We start from the raw sequence: 12465 nt of genomic DNA, 5'->3' as shown, positions 1-12465 counted from the left end.
CGATTAATAAAAAACTAATCGAAAATTAAATCCTCACATTTAAATCACAACTCCAGAAAAGGAGTTTAGCTAGCAAGAGCCGACTCATCTTAATATGATTAGCAGAAATTATATTTTTTATCTTTAATGTAAATTAATTTTCGATTCATTAATCATTAACTACATTCAATTTTAATAGAAACACGTTACACGTCCATAAAAAAGAACCTATAACCCTTTGAAAAAACTAGTCATGAAAAATCCCCTTATCATTTCACCGAAAGTAAATCAAATGATTGATTCATCGTGCTTATTTTAACCAACAAGTTAATTGAATAAATAAAAACTCATCATTCATTTCATATATCCACTTTTAATCAGCTTATTCCTTAACGAAAAACTTTATAATACTTCTTTTATTTAATTCATTATTTGGAATGTATCATTGATGTGTAACACTAATGTACAATAAAAAAGCAAATCCAATTGCAATCATCTTAATTAGATGATTGCTTATGTTTTCACTTAACAATAAACTGAGCCTAATAAATTTATAGACAAGAGGTTAACACATGGAAATTAATATCAAGTTATCTGATGACCCACTTTCTCAGCTCTCTGAAAAATCATATGACGCCTTCATTGCTGAGCTGAAAGCTCGTGTTTTAGAAGTCTATCCTGGCAGCTATCTATTGATCACTCATGATAACGGCCCAACGACTTTTCAAACTAAAGGCTTTCATGATGATAACGAAGCACATATTGTTTTACATGAACTTGTCGAAGATGTCTTAAAGCATGGCCATTGGTTAAAACAGTAATTTCCTTGCCAGATTACACCAATAAAACCAGCTGTGAGCCTACATGGGCTCTAGCTGGTTATTTTTAATATCCTCTCGTATTTCGATAACGTTTCCCCTCAATATTTATTCAAAGTCTGATCAAGATCATACTTAGTCTTATCTATTATCAAAACAAGTTAAATTTGCTTTACCTTTAACCGTTATATGTTAATGTATATAACGTAATTTTCATTTACATTGCTTTTGCTAATTATAGCGGCCAGTATTTATACTGGCTCTTTTTTATGAAATCATGCTAAAAATCCATTCGACGTCCCCGTTTTAGGTCTAATCTGCTATAGTATTTCTCTAATACTAGATAGAGTTATTATTCATTGAGTGCAAAATAGAGGTATGACTATGAAGCGTTTATTACTGGCTTTTTGCCTGACCCCAGTCCTTGTTATGGCTGATAATGCCCCATTAAATATTAGTGAAATAGCCAACGATTATTGCGAAATCACAGGTCAAGCACTAAGTGAAGCGTACAGCACTGACAAAACTAGCAGTGAGTTAACTCAAGCAACCATTGCTAAACTGAAAAGTGAAAATGTCGACCTCAAGCAATTAGCCACTGTTGAGTCAGACCTACGCGAAAATCTAACTTCAGCGATTGATGCCATACGCAGCAATAAATCTAAGTTTGCTAATGAAGCTGATTTCAATAAATCATTAAATGATTCTGTTTCAGCTTGTAAAATTCAAACTGAACTTCTTTTGAATAAATCTTAATCATTTAATTTTCTAGTAAAAAAGCGCTCAAACTAAAATTTGAGCGTTTTTTTTATCAATTAGTTTGTTTTTTAACACACAACTGTTCAATCGAGAATTGTAATTCCGGTGTCTCACTTATAATCAGTTGCCCGTGTTCAGAGAAACGCCCATCTTTAATACTTACATTCGCAACAAATGGCAGAGAGTTTTCTTGAGAAGGTAAACGGTATAAACCACAAACTCGATAACTTTCGCCTTCCTTGAACTCACTTTTTTGTGCTATTTCCACATCACTAAACTCAACCACTGATGAGTTGCCGAGTTTTTTTTCCACCATGCTTTGGGCTTCATTTTTGACATCTGAATCACCAATACTCGTATAAGAATGGTATGCAAATACTCCTAAAGCCAATAGCAATACTATCAATAATTTTGTTTTTATACGCTTCAACGCATCACCCTTCCTACTTTATGATTAATTAGCTTAGTATAAATGTATTATACCCATTTGAGTAAACAATTTGAGCTTTTAACTCCATTGTTTAATGTTTACCCTAACCAATTGATAACAAGATATAAAAAATACTTTCCAACCCTGACAATTGGCTAGAAAATATCTATCAACATTGATTCAATTTATATTTATTAACTTAGCATTAATAAAAAAAACATTTTTTATTTTCTTAGCTAGTTTTATACTAGTCTCCATACTATTAGACTGATTTAATATATTTTTATGAAAGAAAAAATCGTTAAAAATCTTGTTAGCTTAACTCATGGAAACAATAATGATGTTAAAATAGCGGCGATAAATGCATTAGGCGATTATATTTGTTCAATTGAACAAGAAGCCGCTATCGATAGGCTACTTGTTTTATGTGATGATTATAATAAAGACATTGCCGTTGCATCAATTATATCAATCAGTAAACTTGCTAAGTTCTTCAATGAAAAACAATAAAATAAAATCAATAAAAAACCATGAGTTAACGTTAAGTTTATTTTATTAACAAACTATTTTCATTGTGAGGAAATAATGAAATAAAAGTGGCTGAATTATGGTTTATTCATTTAGATAAGTAAATGCAATTGAATTAATTAATTACAATGGCAAAATGATAATTAATAAATATCTAAAGGAGATATCATATGAATATATTAAAGCCATTAATTCTTAGTGCGAGTTTAATCGCTATTAGCTTTTCGACATTCGCTTACCCAGGGGATGGTAATGGTTCATGGCACCGTGGCGGATACCAAAACCAACACCAATATAATGATAGGCCTTGCGATAATTATCGTCACTCTAATTATGCAAATCGTCACCGTGGAATGATGCAGTATTCAACATCTATTCAAACTGCTCAACCAGATGAAACACTGAAAAAAATCGCTGCAGATGCACCTAAAGGAGAAAATGGTAAACAGTATATGGTTAAAGTTGCAGTTGTAGAAATTACACCTAATGCCCCTGTGCAAGGCCAATAATCTTTACCAAGGGTAGAAAAATACTACCCTTTTTTATATATCCTCAATAATGCTATAACCCGATTGGTTGCCCTTCACCACCGTAGTATGACAAGCCTTCCCTTTATACTTCCAATAAATTTTCAACAGATAAATCCCCTACACCACTGATACGAATAATTAGTCATAAAAAGTAAATAATTATTTACTTTGAGTCAATTTTAAGTAATCTAATGTACTCAAAAAATAATAACTTCAGGGAATAGCTATGGATCGTCGTTCATTTCTTAAATCCAGCTCATTAGTGGCTGGCGGGCTTGCGCTTAATTCATTGTTTAATCATGCGGTTGCACAAAATAGTAATATTGTACTGCCGAGTGAAAAGCACCCATTACTATTGAATTTCAATGAAAATTCATTAGGGATGTCCGAAAATGCTAAAGAAGCTATCATCAAGGCATTACCTAATGCATTCCGCTACCCTGATGATGCTCGTGCTGAATTACAGCAGAATATTGGCGAGCTCTACAGTTTATCTGATAAGCACATTACTATAGGCAATGGTTCATCTGAAACCATTCAAGCCGCTGTTGCCATGTTGGCTGCTAAAGCAAATAAACTCGGTAAAAAAATTCAATTAGTCACCCCAGATCCAACATTCAATTATACAGAACTCTATTCTCTTCCATTGAATATAGCGATAACGAAAGTTCCTTTAAAAACCGATTTATCATTTGATTTAGAAAAAATGAAACAAGCCGCTGATAATTTTGACGGTTTATCCATGGTCTATATTTGTAATCCGAATAATCCGACGGCAATGATCACACCTTATAGCCAGCTTGATAAGTGGATGAGTAAAGAGTCTGACAACACATTTTTTATCGTTGATGAGGCTTATGCTGAATTTGTTGAAGACTCGGACTTTACAAGTGCTATTGAGTTAGTCAAAAAAGGCCAAAATAACTTGATTGTCACACGCACCTTCTCAAAAATTTTCGCCTTAGCAGGCTTAAGAGTCGGCTATGGGGTCGCAACTCCCGAAGTTATTGCTGCTGTAGATACGTTTTTATCTATTGATAATACTAATACAGCAGGTGCGGTTGCTGCGATTGCATCACTGAAGGATAAATCATTTATTCAATACAGCCTAAAATCCAACAATATATCGAGAAAAATCGTAGAAAAAGCATTAAACGAAATCGGGCTAGAATATGCTCCATCACAAGCTAACTTTATTTTCCATAAGGTTAAAGGGGACGTAAAAACCTATCAACAACGTATGGCTGATGCGCATGTCATGGTAGGTCGTGAATTTCCACCCGCGGTTGGCTGGAATAGATTAACGCTAGGAACCCCCGAGGAAATGCAGCAATTTGTTGTGATACTAAAACAATTCCATGAAAAAGGATGGGTATAAATTAAGTTCAATCCAAAAAGAGCAGCTCAAGCCGCTCTTTTTGTTAAAATGGCCCCTTAAATATAAAAAAGGCCCCCGCAAAAATAAGAATAAAACCTATCAAATGGTTAATTGTAAAACTTTCACCTAAATACAATACGGAGAAAAGAACAAAAACACAGAGTGTTATCACCTCTTGCATTGTTTTCAATTCAGCTGCACTGTAGTACTGATGCCCTAACCGGTTAGCTGGCACTGCAAAACAGTATTCAACCAATGCAATTAACCAGCTAAAGAAAATAACAATATACAGTGGCTTTGTTGTGAATTTTAAATGCCCATACCAAGCAAACATCATAAATACATTTGAAACAACAAGTAATAATACTGGGTAGAATTTAGTTAACATACTGATTTAATAGATAAATAATAAGTAATCGATATTATGGAATTAAAGGTAACACATTCCAATGTGCTCCGGCAAATCCCGTCACTTTTCATATCATAAATTTAAACGTATTTAGCAATCATTACGAGGTAATAATGAATATTAAATATGAATTAATGACACAATCAGATTGTCATGCTGTAGCTCAATTATTGCAATCTAATTCTGAATCCCAGCAAGGTGGGTTACTCGGTGAATATCCTCAAGCCAAAGTTAACGCAATGTTTGCAGGAAGCCTAACCACCATTATTGGTCGGGATGGAAATAAAATTGTCGCGGTCGTATTTAGCTTTGACTCTCACTCTTTATCTTTACCACCTATAGCTCATTTTATTATTAAACAACATACAAACATTATACAAGGTAACTGGCTTTATGGCCCTGTTTGTATTGATAATGCTCATAGGGGAAAAAATATTCTCAAGACTCTTTTTGATGAAATTTGTTCTTACAATCAAGGAAAGCCCGTTGCTTTTATCAATGCAGATAATCTTAGGTCTCTTTTCGCACATAAAAAAATAGGCATGAGTAATGTCACTGATTTTGAATTTGATGGCACAACATATCATCTAATGGTCGGAAATTAAAAGTGTACCAATAAGTACACTTTTAGTTTCAACTTGCTTATTTTTTGCTACACTGTGACAAATTATTGTATACAGAGGTACATTTATGACCGATTACACGAGTGCAAATCAAAAGGCATGGGATAAACAAGCAGAATCCCAACTTGCTTGGTCAAAACCTGTTGATTCCAAAACTATCCATGATGCCAAGCAAGGTAAATGGCAGGTTCATTTAACGCCAACACCTGTTGACGCAGCTTGGCTAGGCGATATAAAAGATAAAAAAATTCTCTGCTTAGCGTCAGCGGGTGGGCAACAAGCCCCGGTACTCGCAGCTGCGGGCGCAAATGTGACTGTGTTTGATTTTTCTCAGAAACAACTTGAGCAAGACAAAATGGTAGCAGAAAGGGATGATTTAACATTAGAGATTGTTCAAGGTGACATGCGCTCATTACACATGTTTGCAGATGCAACCTTTGACATTATATTCCACCCTATTTCTAATTTATATATTCCAGATGTTAACCCTGTCTGGCAAGAATGCCACCGTGTGTTAAAAACCAATGGGCGCCTATTATCCAGCTTTTATAACCCAATTCTTTTTATTGGCAAACGAGATAAACACTATGACGAGCAAGGCATAATAAAACCAAGTTATACTATGCCATACTCCGAGCTATCCACTTTATCAGCAGAGCAAATAGCACAGAAACAGGAAAGACAAGAAGCTTTTGTATTTGGTCACTCACTGACAGACTTAATAGGTGGGCAAATAAAAGCAGGCTTTTCTATCACAGGTTTTAAAGAAGATTGGCAACCTAATCCACGGTTCGTTATTGATAATTATCTACCAACATTCCTAACGACAATGGCAATTAAAACCAATTAATTATTAACGCTCGTTGTGTTAACCACTCAACGAGCGATCATTAACTTAGCTTCTTTTACAGTACCTATCCCATACAGCTTCAAATTGTTCTGCGGGGATAATATCATCAGTTTTTTCCACAAAAGGAATGGATATCATTACCTTACCAGCTCTATTTTTGTGAAGCCTAATGATAAATCTTTTATAGCCATGAGGTAATTCATTTTCAAAGCCAAAGACTTCACCGCAATAATAGCCCGTTTCATCCCCTTCTTCACTTTTCGTCAATACATAATATTGAACATTTTTATAATTAGCTGCTGATGGGTAAGCAAGAAAATCTTCAACAGAGCTTTTAACCCGACTCTCTGTATCTAATTCAGGATCAAGTGAAACTTCAGTCATAATTCCTGCAATATATGCGCACCCAGCTACTAACAGTAACACCAAGGCTCTTAATAACATTTTAATGATACAGCTCAATAGAAAACACTGGTTATCATTATAGTTAATAATTAATTTTTTGCGACTCTACCCAAGTGTACTTAAGTCGTCAGCTTATCGCACTTCTTTAGTTTTCATTATAGTTTGCAGTTAATTATGTCTCCCAATGTTATCTATTGAGTGAGTTGCCATATATAAACTAATATTGCCGCTGTTATTATCCAAATAACAGTTGCAACACTTAAACTTCCCCAAACTGTGATTTTTGTTGCTAATAAATATACTGTTAATAAATACATTGCATAAGGAATGAGAGACCACAACCCAAACAGTGCAGTTTTTCTTAGAGCTTCCGCTCCTTGCTCTTGTACAACAATAACATGTGCAATTAATGCGAATGTAGGAAAAAGAGGAACTAATCCTGCAATGTAGTAAATTTTACTACGCGAAAATAGTGCAATAACCAACACAGCTAAAGCACCTAAAAGGCATTTAAAGAGTAAAGAAAACATACCGCACTCAATAATTAAATTTTAAACATGGACTATTATTATCACAAATAATCCGTAAGTTAACTGTATTGTCGCTGTCAATGTTCAACTACAGTGTCCTTTTCCCACCTTGAATCAGTAAAAACACCTAATTAACTTCAATTTTATGAGCTAAGTCAAATTGTTGGATATAAAGTATCCAGAAATAGTGCCGATACATTTATTCAGTCCCTACGCCTGATGCTTTCGCGTGACTACATATAACTTTTTAGCTATCGGACAGCTTCGATTTGCTCATGGTTAATCACGTTATGTTTAGAAGTCGTATTTAGTATGTGTGAAACATACTATTCGATGGTATGAAAGGAAATAATCAATGATGTCTGGTAATTTAAAAAAAATTAATTTTAGTTCAACTAAGTTCTCTTTTTCTGGTTTTAAGACAACAACTCTAGTCTGGTTTATTTCAGGCCTACTTATCGCCCTTCTTCTTTCAACTTGTTGGTTTTTCTTTAGTTCTTTAAAACAATATCAAGAGACATTAACCAAACTCGATACTATCTATAACGAACAAACTCAACTAAACAATACATGGCAGTCTTTATTACAAGCAAGAAATACATTAAATCGTGCTAGCTCTCGCCATTTATTAGTTATCAATAAGATGAAAACATCAAATACTGACATAGATAGTCTCATCGCGTTTTATCATAAAAAAATAGCTGAAACGGGTAATTATTGGGATGCATTTACAACCGTTTCCATCTACAAAAATAGTGACCAATTTGCTGAGTTAGAAAAATCATATAACGCGTTATACGCTGCATTAAATGAGCTTTCCGTATTTTTAGTTCAAGGAAAAACATATGACTTTTTAAACCAGCCGACTCAGGGATTTCAGGACACATTTGAGAAAAACTACGTAAAATATCATCAACAATTAAATAGTAGCTATCATGATATTGCTCTCGCAAGTGAGCAACTGTATAAACAAAGTTTGATTGGCTTAATCGTTACTATCTCAATCGTTATCCTCGTAACTCTGTTCATTCGCTTTATTCTACAGCTTTTCTTTATTCGCCCACTAAACCAAGTTATTGATGGTATTGAAAAAGTTAGCCATGGCGTTTTATACCATAGCTTTGATAACAAAGGTTTATATGAAATCAAATTACTTAAACAGCATGTATCTAATATGCAAAGTAAATTGATTGATATCGTCAAAAATATTTATGACAACACTCACCATATAAAAGTTGAGCTGAGTGATATCACTCAGATGAATCACGACCTTTCTATTCGAGCAGATCAACAAGCCGCTGCCATTGTTGAAACAGCAGCCAGCGTCGAAGAACTCGATTCCTCTTTTAAATTGAATACCGCTCACACTAATCAATCGTGCAAATTGATGTCAGAGACGAGTATAACAATTGATAAGAGTAATGAACTTATCTCTGATGTTGTTGAAAATATGGATGATATTGTCGATTTTTCGAAAGAAATTAGCAAAATTACTTCAACCATTGATAATATTGCGTTTCAAACTAATTTATTAGCATTGAATGCCGCTGTAGAGGCAGCTAGAGTGGGTGAACATGGCAAAGGGTTTGCAGTCGTCGCAAATGAAGTCCGCGAATTATCAATTAGTTGCACTCAAGCATCCAAAGAAATCAAGCTATTAATTAATAATTCAAATGATAAAATTAATCACTGTTTCCAGTTAGCCGCTGATGCAAATGACAATATTGTTTCAATTGCACAAGATACATCTAATATCAATGAGATGATCCAAAGTGTTGCGCTTGCCTCAAATGAACAAACCCATGGTGTTAGCCAAATACACCTAGCAATCAATGAATTAGACAACACGACACAAGCGAATGCAACCATGACTCGTGAATTGCAATCGTCCTTAAGAGCTTTGGAGTCCCAATCAGATTTATTAGAGGCTATTATTTCTATTTTTCACATTGAACCCAAAAGTGAACATGAAATAGATAGTGATACTCCCCAAGAGGCTAAAACTAAAAAAGTAAAACAATCTATCTAGCAAAGTATAACATTTCATTTAGGGGGTTGACTTTCTTTGGTCACCTCCAACATTTTTATCTTTTCTCTATTACTCCCTCCACGTTATCAATTTTTATTACTATGTTTTATAGCCATTTAATACTTTTTAGCGTTTATCTGATATAACAGATTACAATTACTTCTATGAAATCTGAGTTCATGATGACAATAAAAATTACTGTTCTTGTCGATAATAATACCCTGATTGATAGTTATTTCTGCGGTGAACCTGGAGTCTGCTACTATATCGAGGCCGATGATAAAAAAATATTATTCGATACCGGCTATTCAGATATATTTATTGATAATGCACACATTTTACATATTGACCTTGCAAATATCACTGACTTGGTTCTTTCTCACGGTCACAACGACCATACATGGGGCTTAAGTCACTTAATCCAATATTTTGACCGTCGTAACATTGAAACACCTGAAGCGAAGCATCTGGTATACCACCCGGATGCCTTAATTCCTAAAAAATTTCAATCTAAAGTCATCGGAACAAATACATCTAAAGATATTTTAGCGTCCTACTTCAATTTAATAGAAGTGACTAAGCCTTATTATCTTTCTGAAAACATCGTATTTTTAGGCCAAATTCCTAGAATTAATAGCTTTGAAGGAAAAGAGCCAATTGGTACGACCCTGGACTTCAATCATAATATCGTTGACGACTATGTATTTGATGATTCAGCACTTGCAATTAAAACGACGGAAGGCCTAATTGTCGTAACTGGTTGCTCTCATTCTGGAATTTGCAATATCACTGAATATGCAAAACATGTAACTGGTATAAATAACATTGTCACCGTGATAGGCGGGTTTCATTTGCAACAAGCTTCAAAAGAGGTTTTGGAACAGACGGGGAATTACTTTCACCAACAGGATTTAAAATTTATACACCCATGTCATTGTACAGATCTCAACGCAAAAATACATTTAGCAAAATATGCGCCCGTACAAGAAGTCGGTACTGGATTACAACTAATTTACCCAAGTTAAACACTGTATGTAATCAAGGTAAAATCTTGTTTCTTATTAGACTTTACCTAAATTAGTAATATTAAATACCTTACAAATAATGAAGGTTTAAGTTCTTGAGCCTAAATCTTCATCCTTACTACTGCCTTTAATCATTCTTGTCATTTCTTCGCAACGGATAATTTTCCCATCTTCTATTTGAAAACAGGCAAATACCTCAAATTCACTTATTGAGCCATCTTTTTTAGTTGCTTTTGCCAAATGTTGAGTATGAACACACCCATCTCCCTCAGCGATAGATTTAATAGTAATAACAATCGACTCAGTGGCCTGCTTCAATACCTGTAAGTGTGCAATAAACTCATTAAAATCAATTTGCTTTCCATCAACAACTTGGATGTATTTATCTGAAAAATATTGTCTAGCCACAGACAATGAACCTATGTCCTCACCCAATACTGCGTTTAGTGCTTGTGTAACCCTCTGTGAATTAGTCATATTTTATCCCTTATCATAAAAATATCATTTTTAATTGTTATGGGTGTATTATTTTGTATTTCAAGTCAAAATTGAATTTATTATCTTTTAAACTTCACATTTATATTATCTTTCGATGATTTATCATTTGTCCGTGATTTAATCTGAAAGATAGTGCTTAATTTTATGCATTTTATCCCTTTTTTATATCACGATAACTTTTTGGGTAAACAATCAAAACTTATTTCTTATTCATCAACTTTAGTTTAGTTTTATTGGTGTTTTCAATTAATTACTCATTAACTCACTTTATGCGTAATTGAATCCCCTATAAAAAATTTCACTTTTATGCTTACTCCGATTTGGATTAAGGCTTAAGAACTGGTATTATTTAGTGGTCTATCTAAGCAATAGGCGCCTTATAACAATAACTATAAATATACATTTCCATTAGATACCCCTGCTTGCAGGGGCTTTTTTTGTTACGCAATGATATATAACGAAAAAGTCACTGCCAATAACCTATCCTAATTGCCAACCTTATATATCAATAAAGAATAACATCATATTTACTTTATTACACAATGGGTTATGCTAATGTCTTATTTGTACTGCTCATTAAATTTAAACCGATGGGTAAGGTACACTCGGAAAATTTAAAATATCTATTCAGAACTCGGAAAAACAAATGCCAATTAAAAATACCGGCTCAATTGAGCAAGATATTCTGGTGTATCTTGTCAATTCTTTCACACAAAATAACACTGGTGGTAACCCTGCTGGTGTTGTTCTCAACCCGCCGGTGCTCAGCACTTCACAAAAAATTGCTATTGCGCAACAAGTTGGTTTTTCAGAAACAGCATTTGTCTATAATGGTGAAGAGACTGATTTTAAAGTGGAGTTCTATACCACTGAAGGTGAAGTCGATTTCTGTGGTCATGCAACATTAGCGGTGTTTTTCACTTTAGCTTCACTTAAGCTAATTTCTTCTGGGTGTTACACCCAAAAAACCAAAGCCGGTATTCTAAGTGTATCTGTTAGCCCAAACAATATCGTTATGGAGCAGGCGCTACCAACCTTAAGAAATGGGCCTAATATCAATGAAGTTGCAACAGCTCTTGGCATAACGAGTGAAATTATTACTGAAACAGGCTTACCTATTATGATAGTTTCAACTGGGTTACCTGACATTATTATTCCAGTGAATACAGGCTATTTAGATTTACTGCAGCCTAATTATGAAGCAATAACGGAAATCAGCAGAGAATCAAATGCTATCGGCTTCCATGTGTTTGAGTTAAGTCATGCTCGCTCAACCACAGCGCATTGTCGAAATTTTGCACCGCTCTATGGGATCAATGAGGAATCGGCAACGGGCAGCGCTAGTGGAGCGCTTGGCTGCTATTTGGTCAATTATGTCTTACCGAATGAAACGCAATTTCTATTTGAGCAAGGCCGTGCGATGGGATGCCCCTCCTCGATTCATGTAACCATTAACTCACAAGCAAAAAATATCACTCAAGTGAAAGTTGGTGGCCAAGCAGCCATGATCGATACGCAAATGATACACATTTAACAAAGAATACAATATGTTCAGCTACATAAATTATGATTTATTTAATAAAAAATAAGGCTAGCAAATGCAATATAATAGCCATGTTTTAATACCATTCCCTCGATTATTTATCATCGCTAAAAAGCTTAACTAACTAGTAT

Annotated in this window: 15 protein-coding genes; 10 read left to right on the top strand and 5 right to left on the bottom strand. The window is 34.4% G+C overall.

The window, feature by feature from the left end; genetic code table 11:
* The first annotated feature begins 551 nt into the window (after positions 1 to 551).
* Together G6Q48_RS04915 and G6Q48_RS04910 are read left to right on the top strand one after the other, a co-directional pair.
* Complete coding sequence (locus G6Q48_RS04915; protein WP_102139801.1) at positions 552 to 800, top strand: DinI-like family protein; 249 nt, start codon at positions 552 to 554, stop codon at positions 798 to 800.
* 381 nt (positions 801 to 1181) lie between these two features.
* Entirely contained in the window at positions 1182 to 1553 is a 372-nt protein-coding gene (locus G6Q48_RS04910) for a hypothetical protein (RefSeq protein ID WP_102139800.1), read from the top strand.
* A gap of 55 nt (positions 1554 to 1608) precedes the next feature.
* On the opposite strand, the gene G6Q48_RS04905 is transcribed toward G6Q48_RS04910, so the two are convergent.
* The gene (locus G6Q48_RS04905; protein ID WP_102139799.1) at positions 1609 to 1986 is read right to left on the bottom strand and encodes a hypothetical protein; all 378 of its coding nucleotides are present in this window, start codon (positions 1984 to 1986) and stop codon (positions 1609 to 1611) included.
* Between the two features lie 285 nt (positions 1987 to 2271).
* Here G6Q48_RS04905 and G6Q48_RS04900 point away from each other — a divergent pair, with 285 nt between their 5' ends.
* The 3 genes from G6Q48_RS04900 (at position 2272) to G6Q48_RS04890 (ending at position 4422) form a co-directional block, all read left to right on the top strand.
* Positions 2272 to 2496 carry a hypothetical protein gene (locus G6Q48_RS04900; RefSeq protein WP_102139798.1) on the top strand — a complete coding sequence of 75 codons (225 nt, stop codon included), beginning with the start codon at positions 2272 to 2274 and terminating at the stop codon, positions 2494 to 2496.
* Positions 2497 to 2684: 188 nt separating this feature from the next.
* The gene (locus G6Q48_RS04895; RefSeq protein WP_166264758.1) at positions 2685 to 3023 is read left to right on the top strand and encodes a hypothetical protein; all 339 of its coding nucleotides are present in this window, start codon (positions 2685 to 2687) and stop codon (positions 3021 to 3023) included.
* Positions 3024 to 3270: 247 nt separating this feature from the next.
* Positions 3271 to 4422, top strand: a complete 1152-nt coding sequence (locus G6Q48_RS04890; protein WP_166264756.1) for a pyridoxal phosphate-dependent aminotransferase — start codon at positions 3271 to 3273, stop codon at positions 4420 to 4422.
* Positions 4423 to 4465: 43 nt separating this feature from the next.
* Here G6Q48_RS04890 and G6Q48_RS04885 read toward each other — a convergent pair whose 3' ends face one another.
* On the bottom strand, positions 4466 to 4810 hold the full coding sequence (locus G6Q48_RS04885) for a DMT family protein (protein ID WP_102139795.1): 345 nt from the start codon (positions 4808 to 4810) through the stop codon (positions 4466 to 4468).
* A 134-nt stretch (positions 4811 to 4944) separates the two neighbouring features.
* Between G6Q48_RS04885 and G6Q48_RS04880 the strand changes: the two genes are divergently transcribed.
* Positions 4945 to 5436, top strand: coding sequence for an N-acetyltransferase (locus G6Q48_RS04880; RefSeq protein WP_102139794.1), 492 nt, complete (start codon positions 4945 to 4947; stop codon positions 5434 to 5436).
* Between the two features lie 85 nt (positions 5437 to 5521).
* The gene (locus tag G6Q48_RS04875; protein WP_102139793.1) at positions 5522 to 6304 is read left to right on the top strand and encodes a class I SAM-dependent methyltransferase; all 783 of its coding nucleotides are present in this window, start codon (positions 5522 to 5524) and stop codon (positions 6302 to 6304) included.
* Between the two features lie 45 nt (positions 6305 to 6349).
* Here the strand turns inward: G6Q48_RS04875 and G6Q48_RS04870 are convergent, their stop codons facing one another.
* Together G6Q48_RS04870 and G6Q48_RS04865 are read right to left on the bottom strand one after the other, a co-directional pair.
* Positions 6350 to 6688, bottom strand: coding sequence for a hypothetical protein (locus tag G6Q48_RS04870; RefSeq protein ID WP_229597449.1), 339 nt, complete (start codon positions 6686 to 6688; stop codon positions 6350 to 6352).
* A gap of 212 nt (positions 6689 to 6900) precedes the next feature.
* Positions 6901 to 7239 carry a GlpM family protein gene (locus tag G6Q48_RS04865; protein ID WP_102139791.1) on the bottom strand — a complete coding sequence of 113 codons (339 nt, stop codon included), beginning with the start codon at positions 7237 to 7239 and terminating at the stop codon, positions 6901 to 6903.
* A 355-nt stretch (positions 7240 to 7594) separates the two neighbouring features.
* Between G6Q48_RS04865 and G6Q48_RS04860 the strand changes: the two genes are divergently transcribed.
* Both G6Q48_RS04860 and G6Q48_RS04855 read left to right on the top strand, forming a co-directional pair.
* Entirely contained in the window at positions 7595 to 9268 is a 1674-nt protein-coding gene (locus G6Q48_RS04860) for a methyl-accepting chemotaxis protein (RefSeq protein WP_102139790.1), read from the top strand.
* A 182-nt stretch (positions 9269 to 9450) separates the two neighbouring features.
* Positions 9451 to 10293, top strand: coding sequence for an MBL fold metallo-hydrolase (locus tag G6Q48_RS04855; RefSeq protein WP_166265027.1), 843 nt, complete (start codon positions 9451 to 9453; stop codon positions 10291 to 10293).
* An 87-nt stretch (positions 10294 to 10380) separates the two neighbouring features.
* Here the strand turns inward: G6Q48_RS04855 and G6Q48_RS04850 are convergent, their stop codons facing one another.
* A complete protein-coding gene (locus G6Q48_RS04850; RefSeq protein WP_166264754.1) occupies positions 10381 to 10770 on the bottom strand; it encodes a nuclear transport factor 2 family protein in 390 nt (129 codons plus the stop codon).
* A gap of 667 nt (positions 10771 to 11437) precedes the next feature.
* Between G6Q48_RS04850 and G6Q48_RS04845 the strand changes: the two genes are divergently transcribed.
* Entirely contained in the window at positions 11438 to 12325 is an 888-nt protein-coding gene (locus tag G6Q48_RS04845) for a PhzF family phenazine biosynthesis protein (RefSeq protein WP_102139788.1), read from the top strand.
* Positions 12326 to 12465 lie beyond the last annotated feature (140 nt).

The organism is Providencia sp. M-27 (assembly GCF_011077905.1).
Classification (GTDB): domain Bacteria; phylum Pseudomonadota; class Gammaproteobacteria; order Enterobacterales; family Enterobacteriaceae; genus Providencia; species Providencia huaxiensis.
This window is presented reverse-complemented; position numbering and strand designations above follow the sequence as displayed.

Excerpts from the sequence above, each read along its gene's own strand:
- G6Q48_RS04915 (WP_102139801.1), top strand. The coding sequence starts at position 552 with ATGGAAATTAATATCAAGTTATCTGATGACCCACTTTCTCAGCTCTCT.
- G6Q48_RS04910 (WP_102139800.1), top strand. The coding sequence starts at position 1,182 with ATGAAGCGTTTATTACTGGCTTTTTGCCTGACCCCAGTCCTTGTTATG.
- G6Q48_RS04900 (WP_102139798.1), top strand. The coding sequence starts at position 2,272 with ATGAAAGAAAAAATCGTTAAAAATCTTGTTAGCTTAACTCATGGAAAC.
- G6Q48_RS04895 (WP_166264758.1), top strand. The coding sequence starts at position 2,685 with ATGAATATATTAAAGCCATTAATTCTTAGTGCGAGTTTAATCGCTATT.
- G6Q48_RS04890 (WP_166264756.1), top strand. The coding sequence starts at position 3,271 with ATGGATCGTCGTTCATTTCTTAAATCCAGCTCATTAGTGGCTGGCGGG.
- G6Q48_RS04885 (WP_102139795.1), bottom strand. The coding sequence starts at position 4,810 with ATGTTAACTAAATTCTACCCAGTATTATTACTTGTTGTTTCAAATGTA.
- G6Q48_RS04880 (WP_102139794.1), top strand. The coding sequence starts at position 4,945 with ATGAATATTAAATATGAATTAATGACACAATCAGATTGTCATGCTGTA.
- G6Q48_RS04875 (WP_102139793.1), top strand. The coding sequence starts at position 5,522 with ATGACCGATTACACGAGTGCAAATCAAAAGGCATGGGATAAACAAGCA.
- G6Q48_RS04870 (WP_229597449.1), bottom strand. The coding sequence starts at position 6,688 with ATGACTGAAGTTTCACTTGATCCTGAATTAGATACAGAGAGTCGGGTT.
- G6Q48_RS04865 (WP_102139791.1), bottom strand. The coding sequence starts at position 7,239 with ATGTTTTCTTTACTCTTTAAATGCCTTTTAGGTGCTTTAGCTGTGTTG.
- G6Q48_RS04860 (WP_102139790.1), top strand. The coding sequence starts at position 7,595 with ATGATGTCTGGTAATTTAAAAAAAATTAATTTTAGTTCAACTAAGTTC.
- G6Q48_RS04855 (WP_166265027.1), top strand. The coding sequence starts at position 9,451 with ATGACAATAAAAATTACTGTTCTTGTCGATAATAATACCCTGATTGAT.
- G6Q48_RS04850 (WP_166264754.1), bottom strand. The coding sequence starts at position 10,770 with ATGACTAATTCACAGAGGGTTACACAAGCACTAAACGCAGTATTGGGT.
- G6Q48_RS04845 (WP_102139788.1), top strand. The coding sequence starts at position 11,438 with ATGCCAATTAAAAATACCGGCTCAATTGAGCAAGATATTCTGGTGTAT.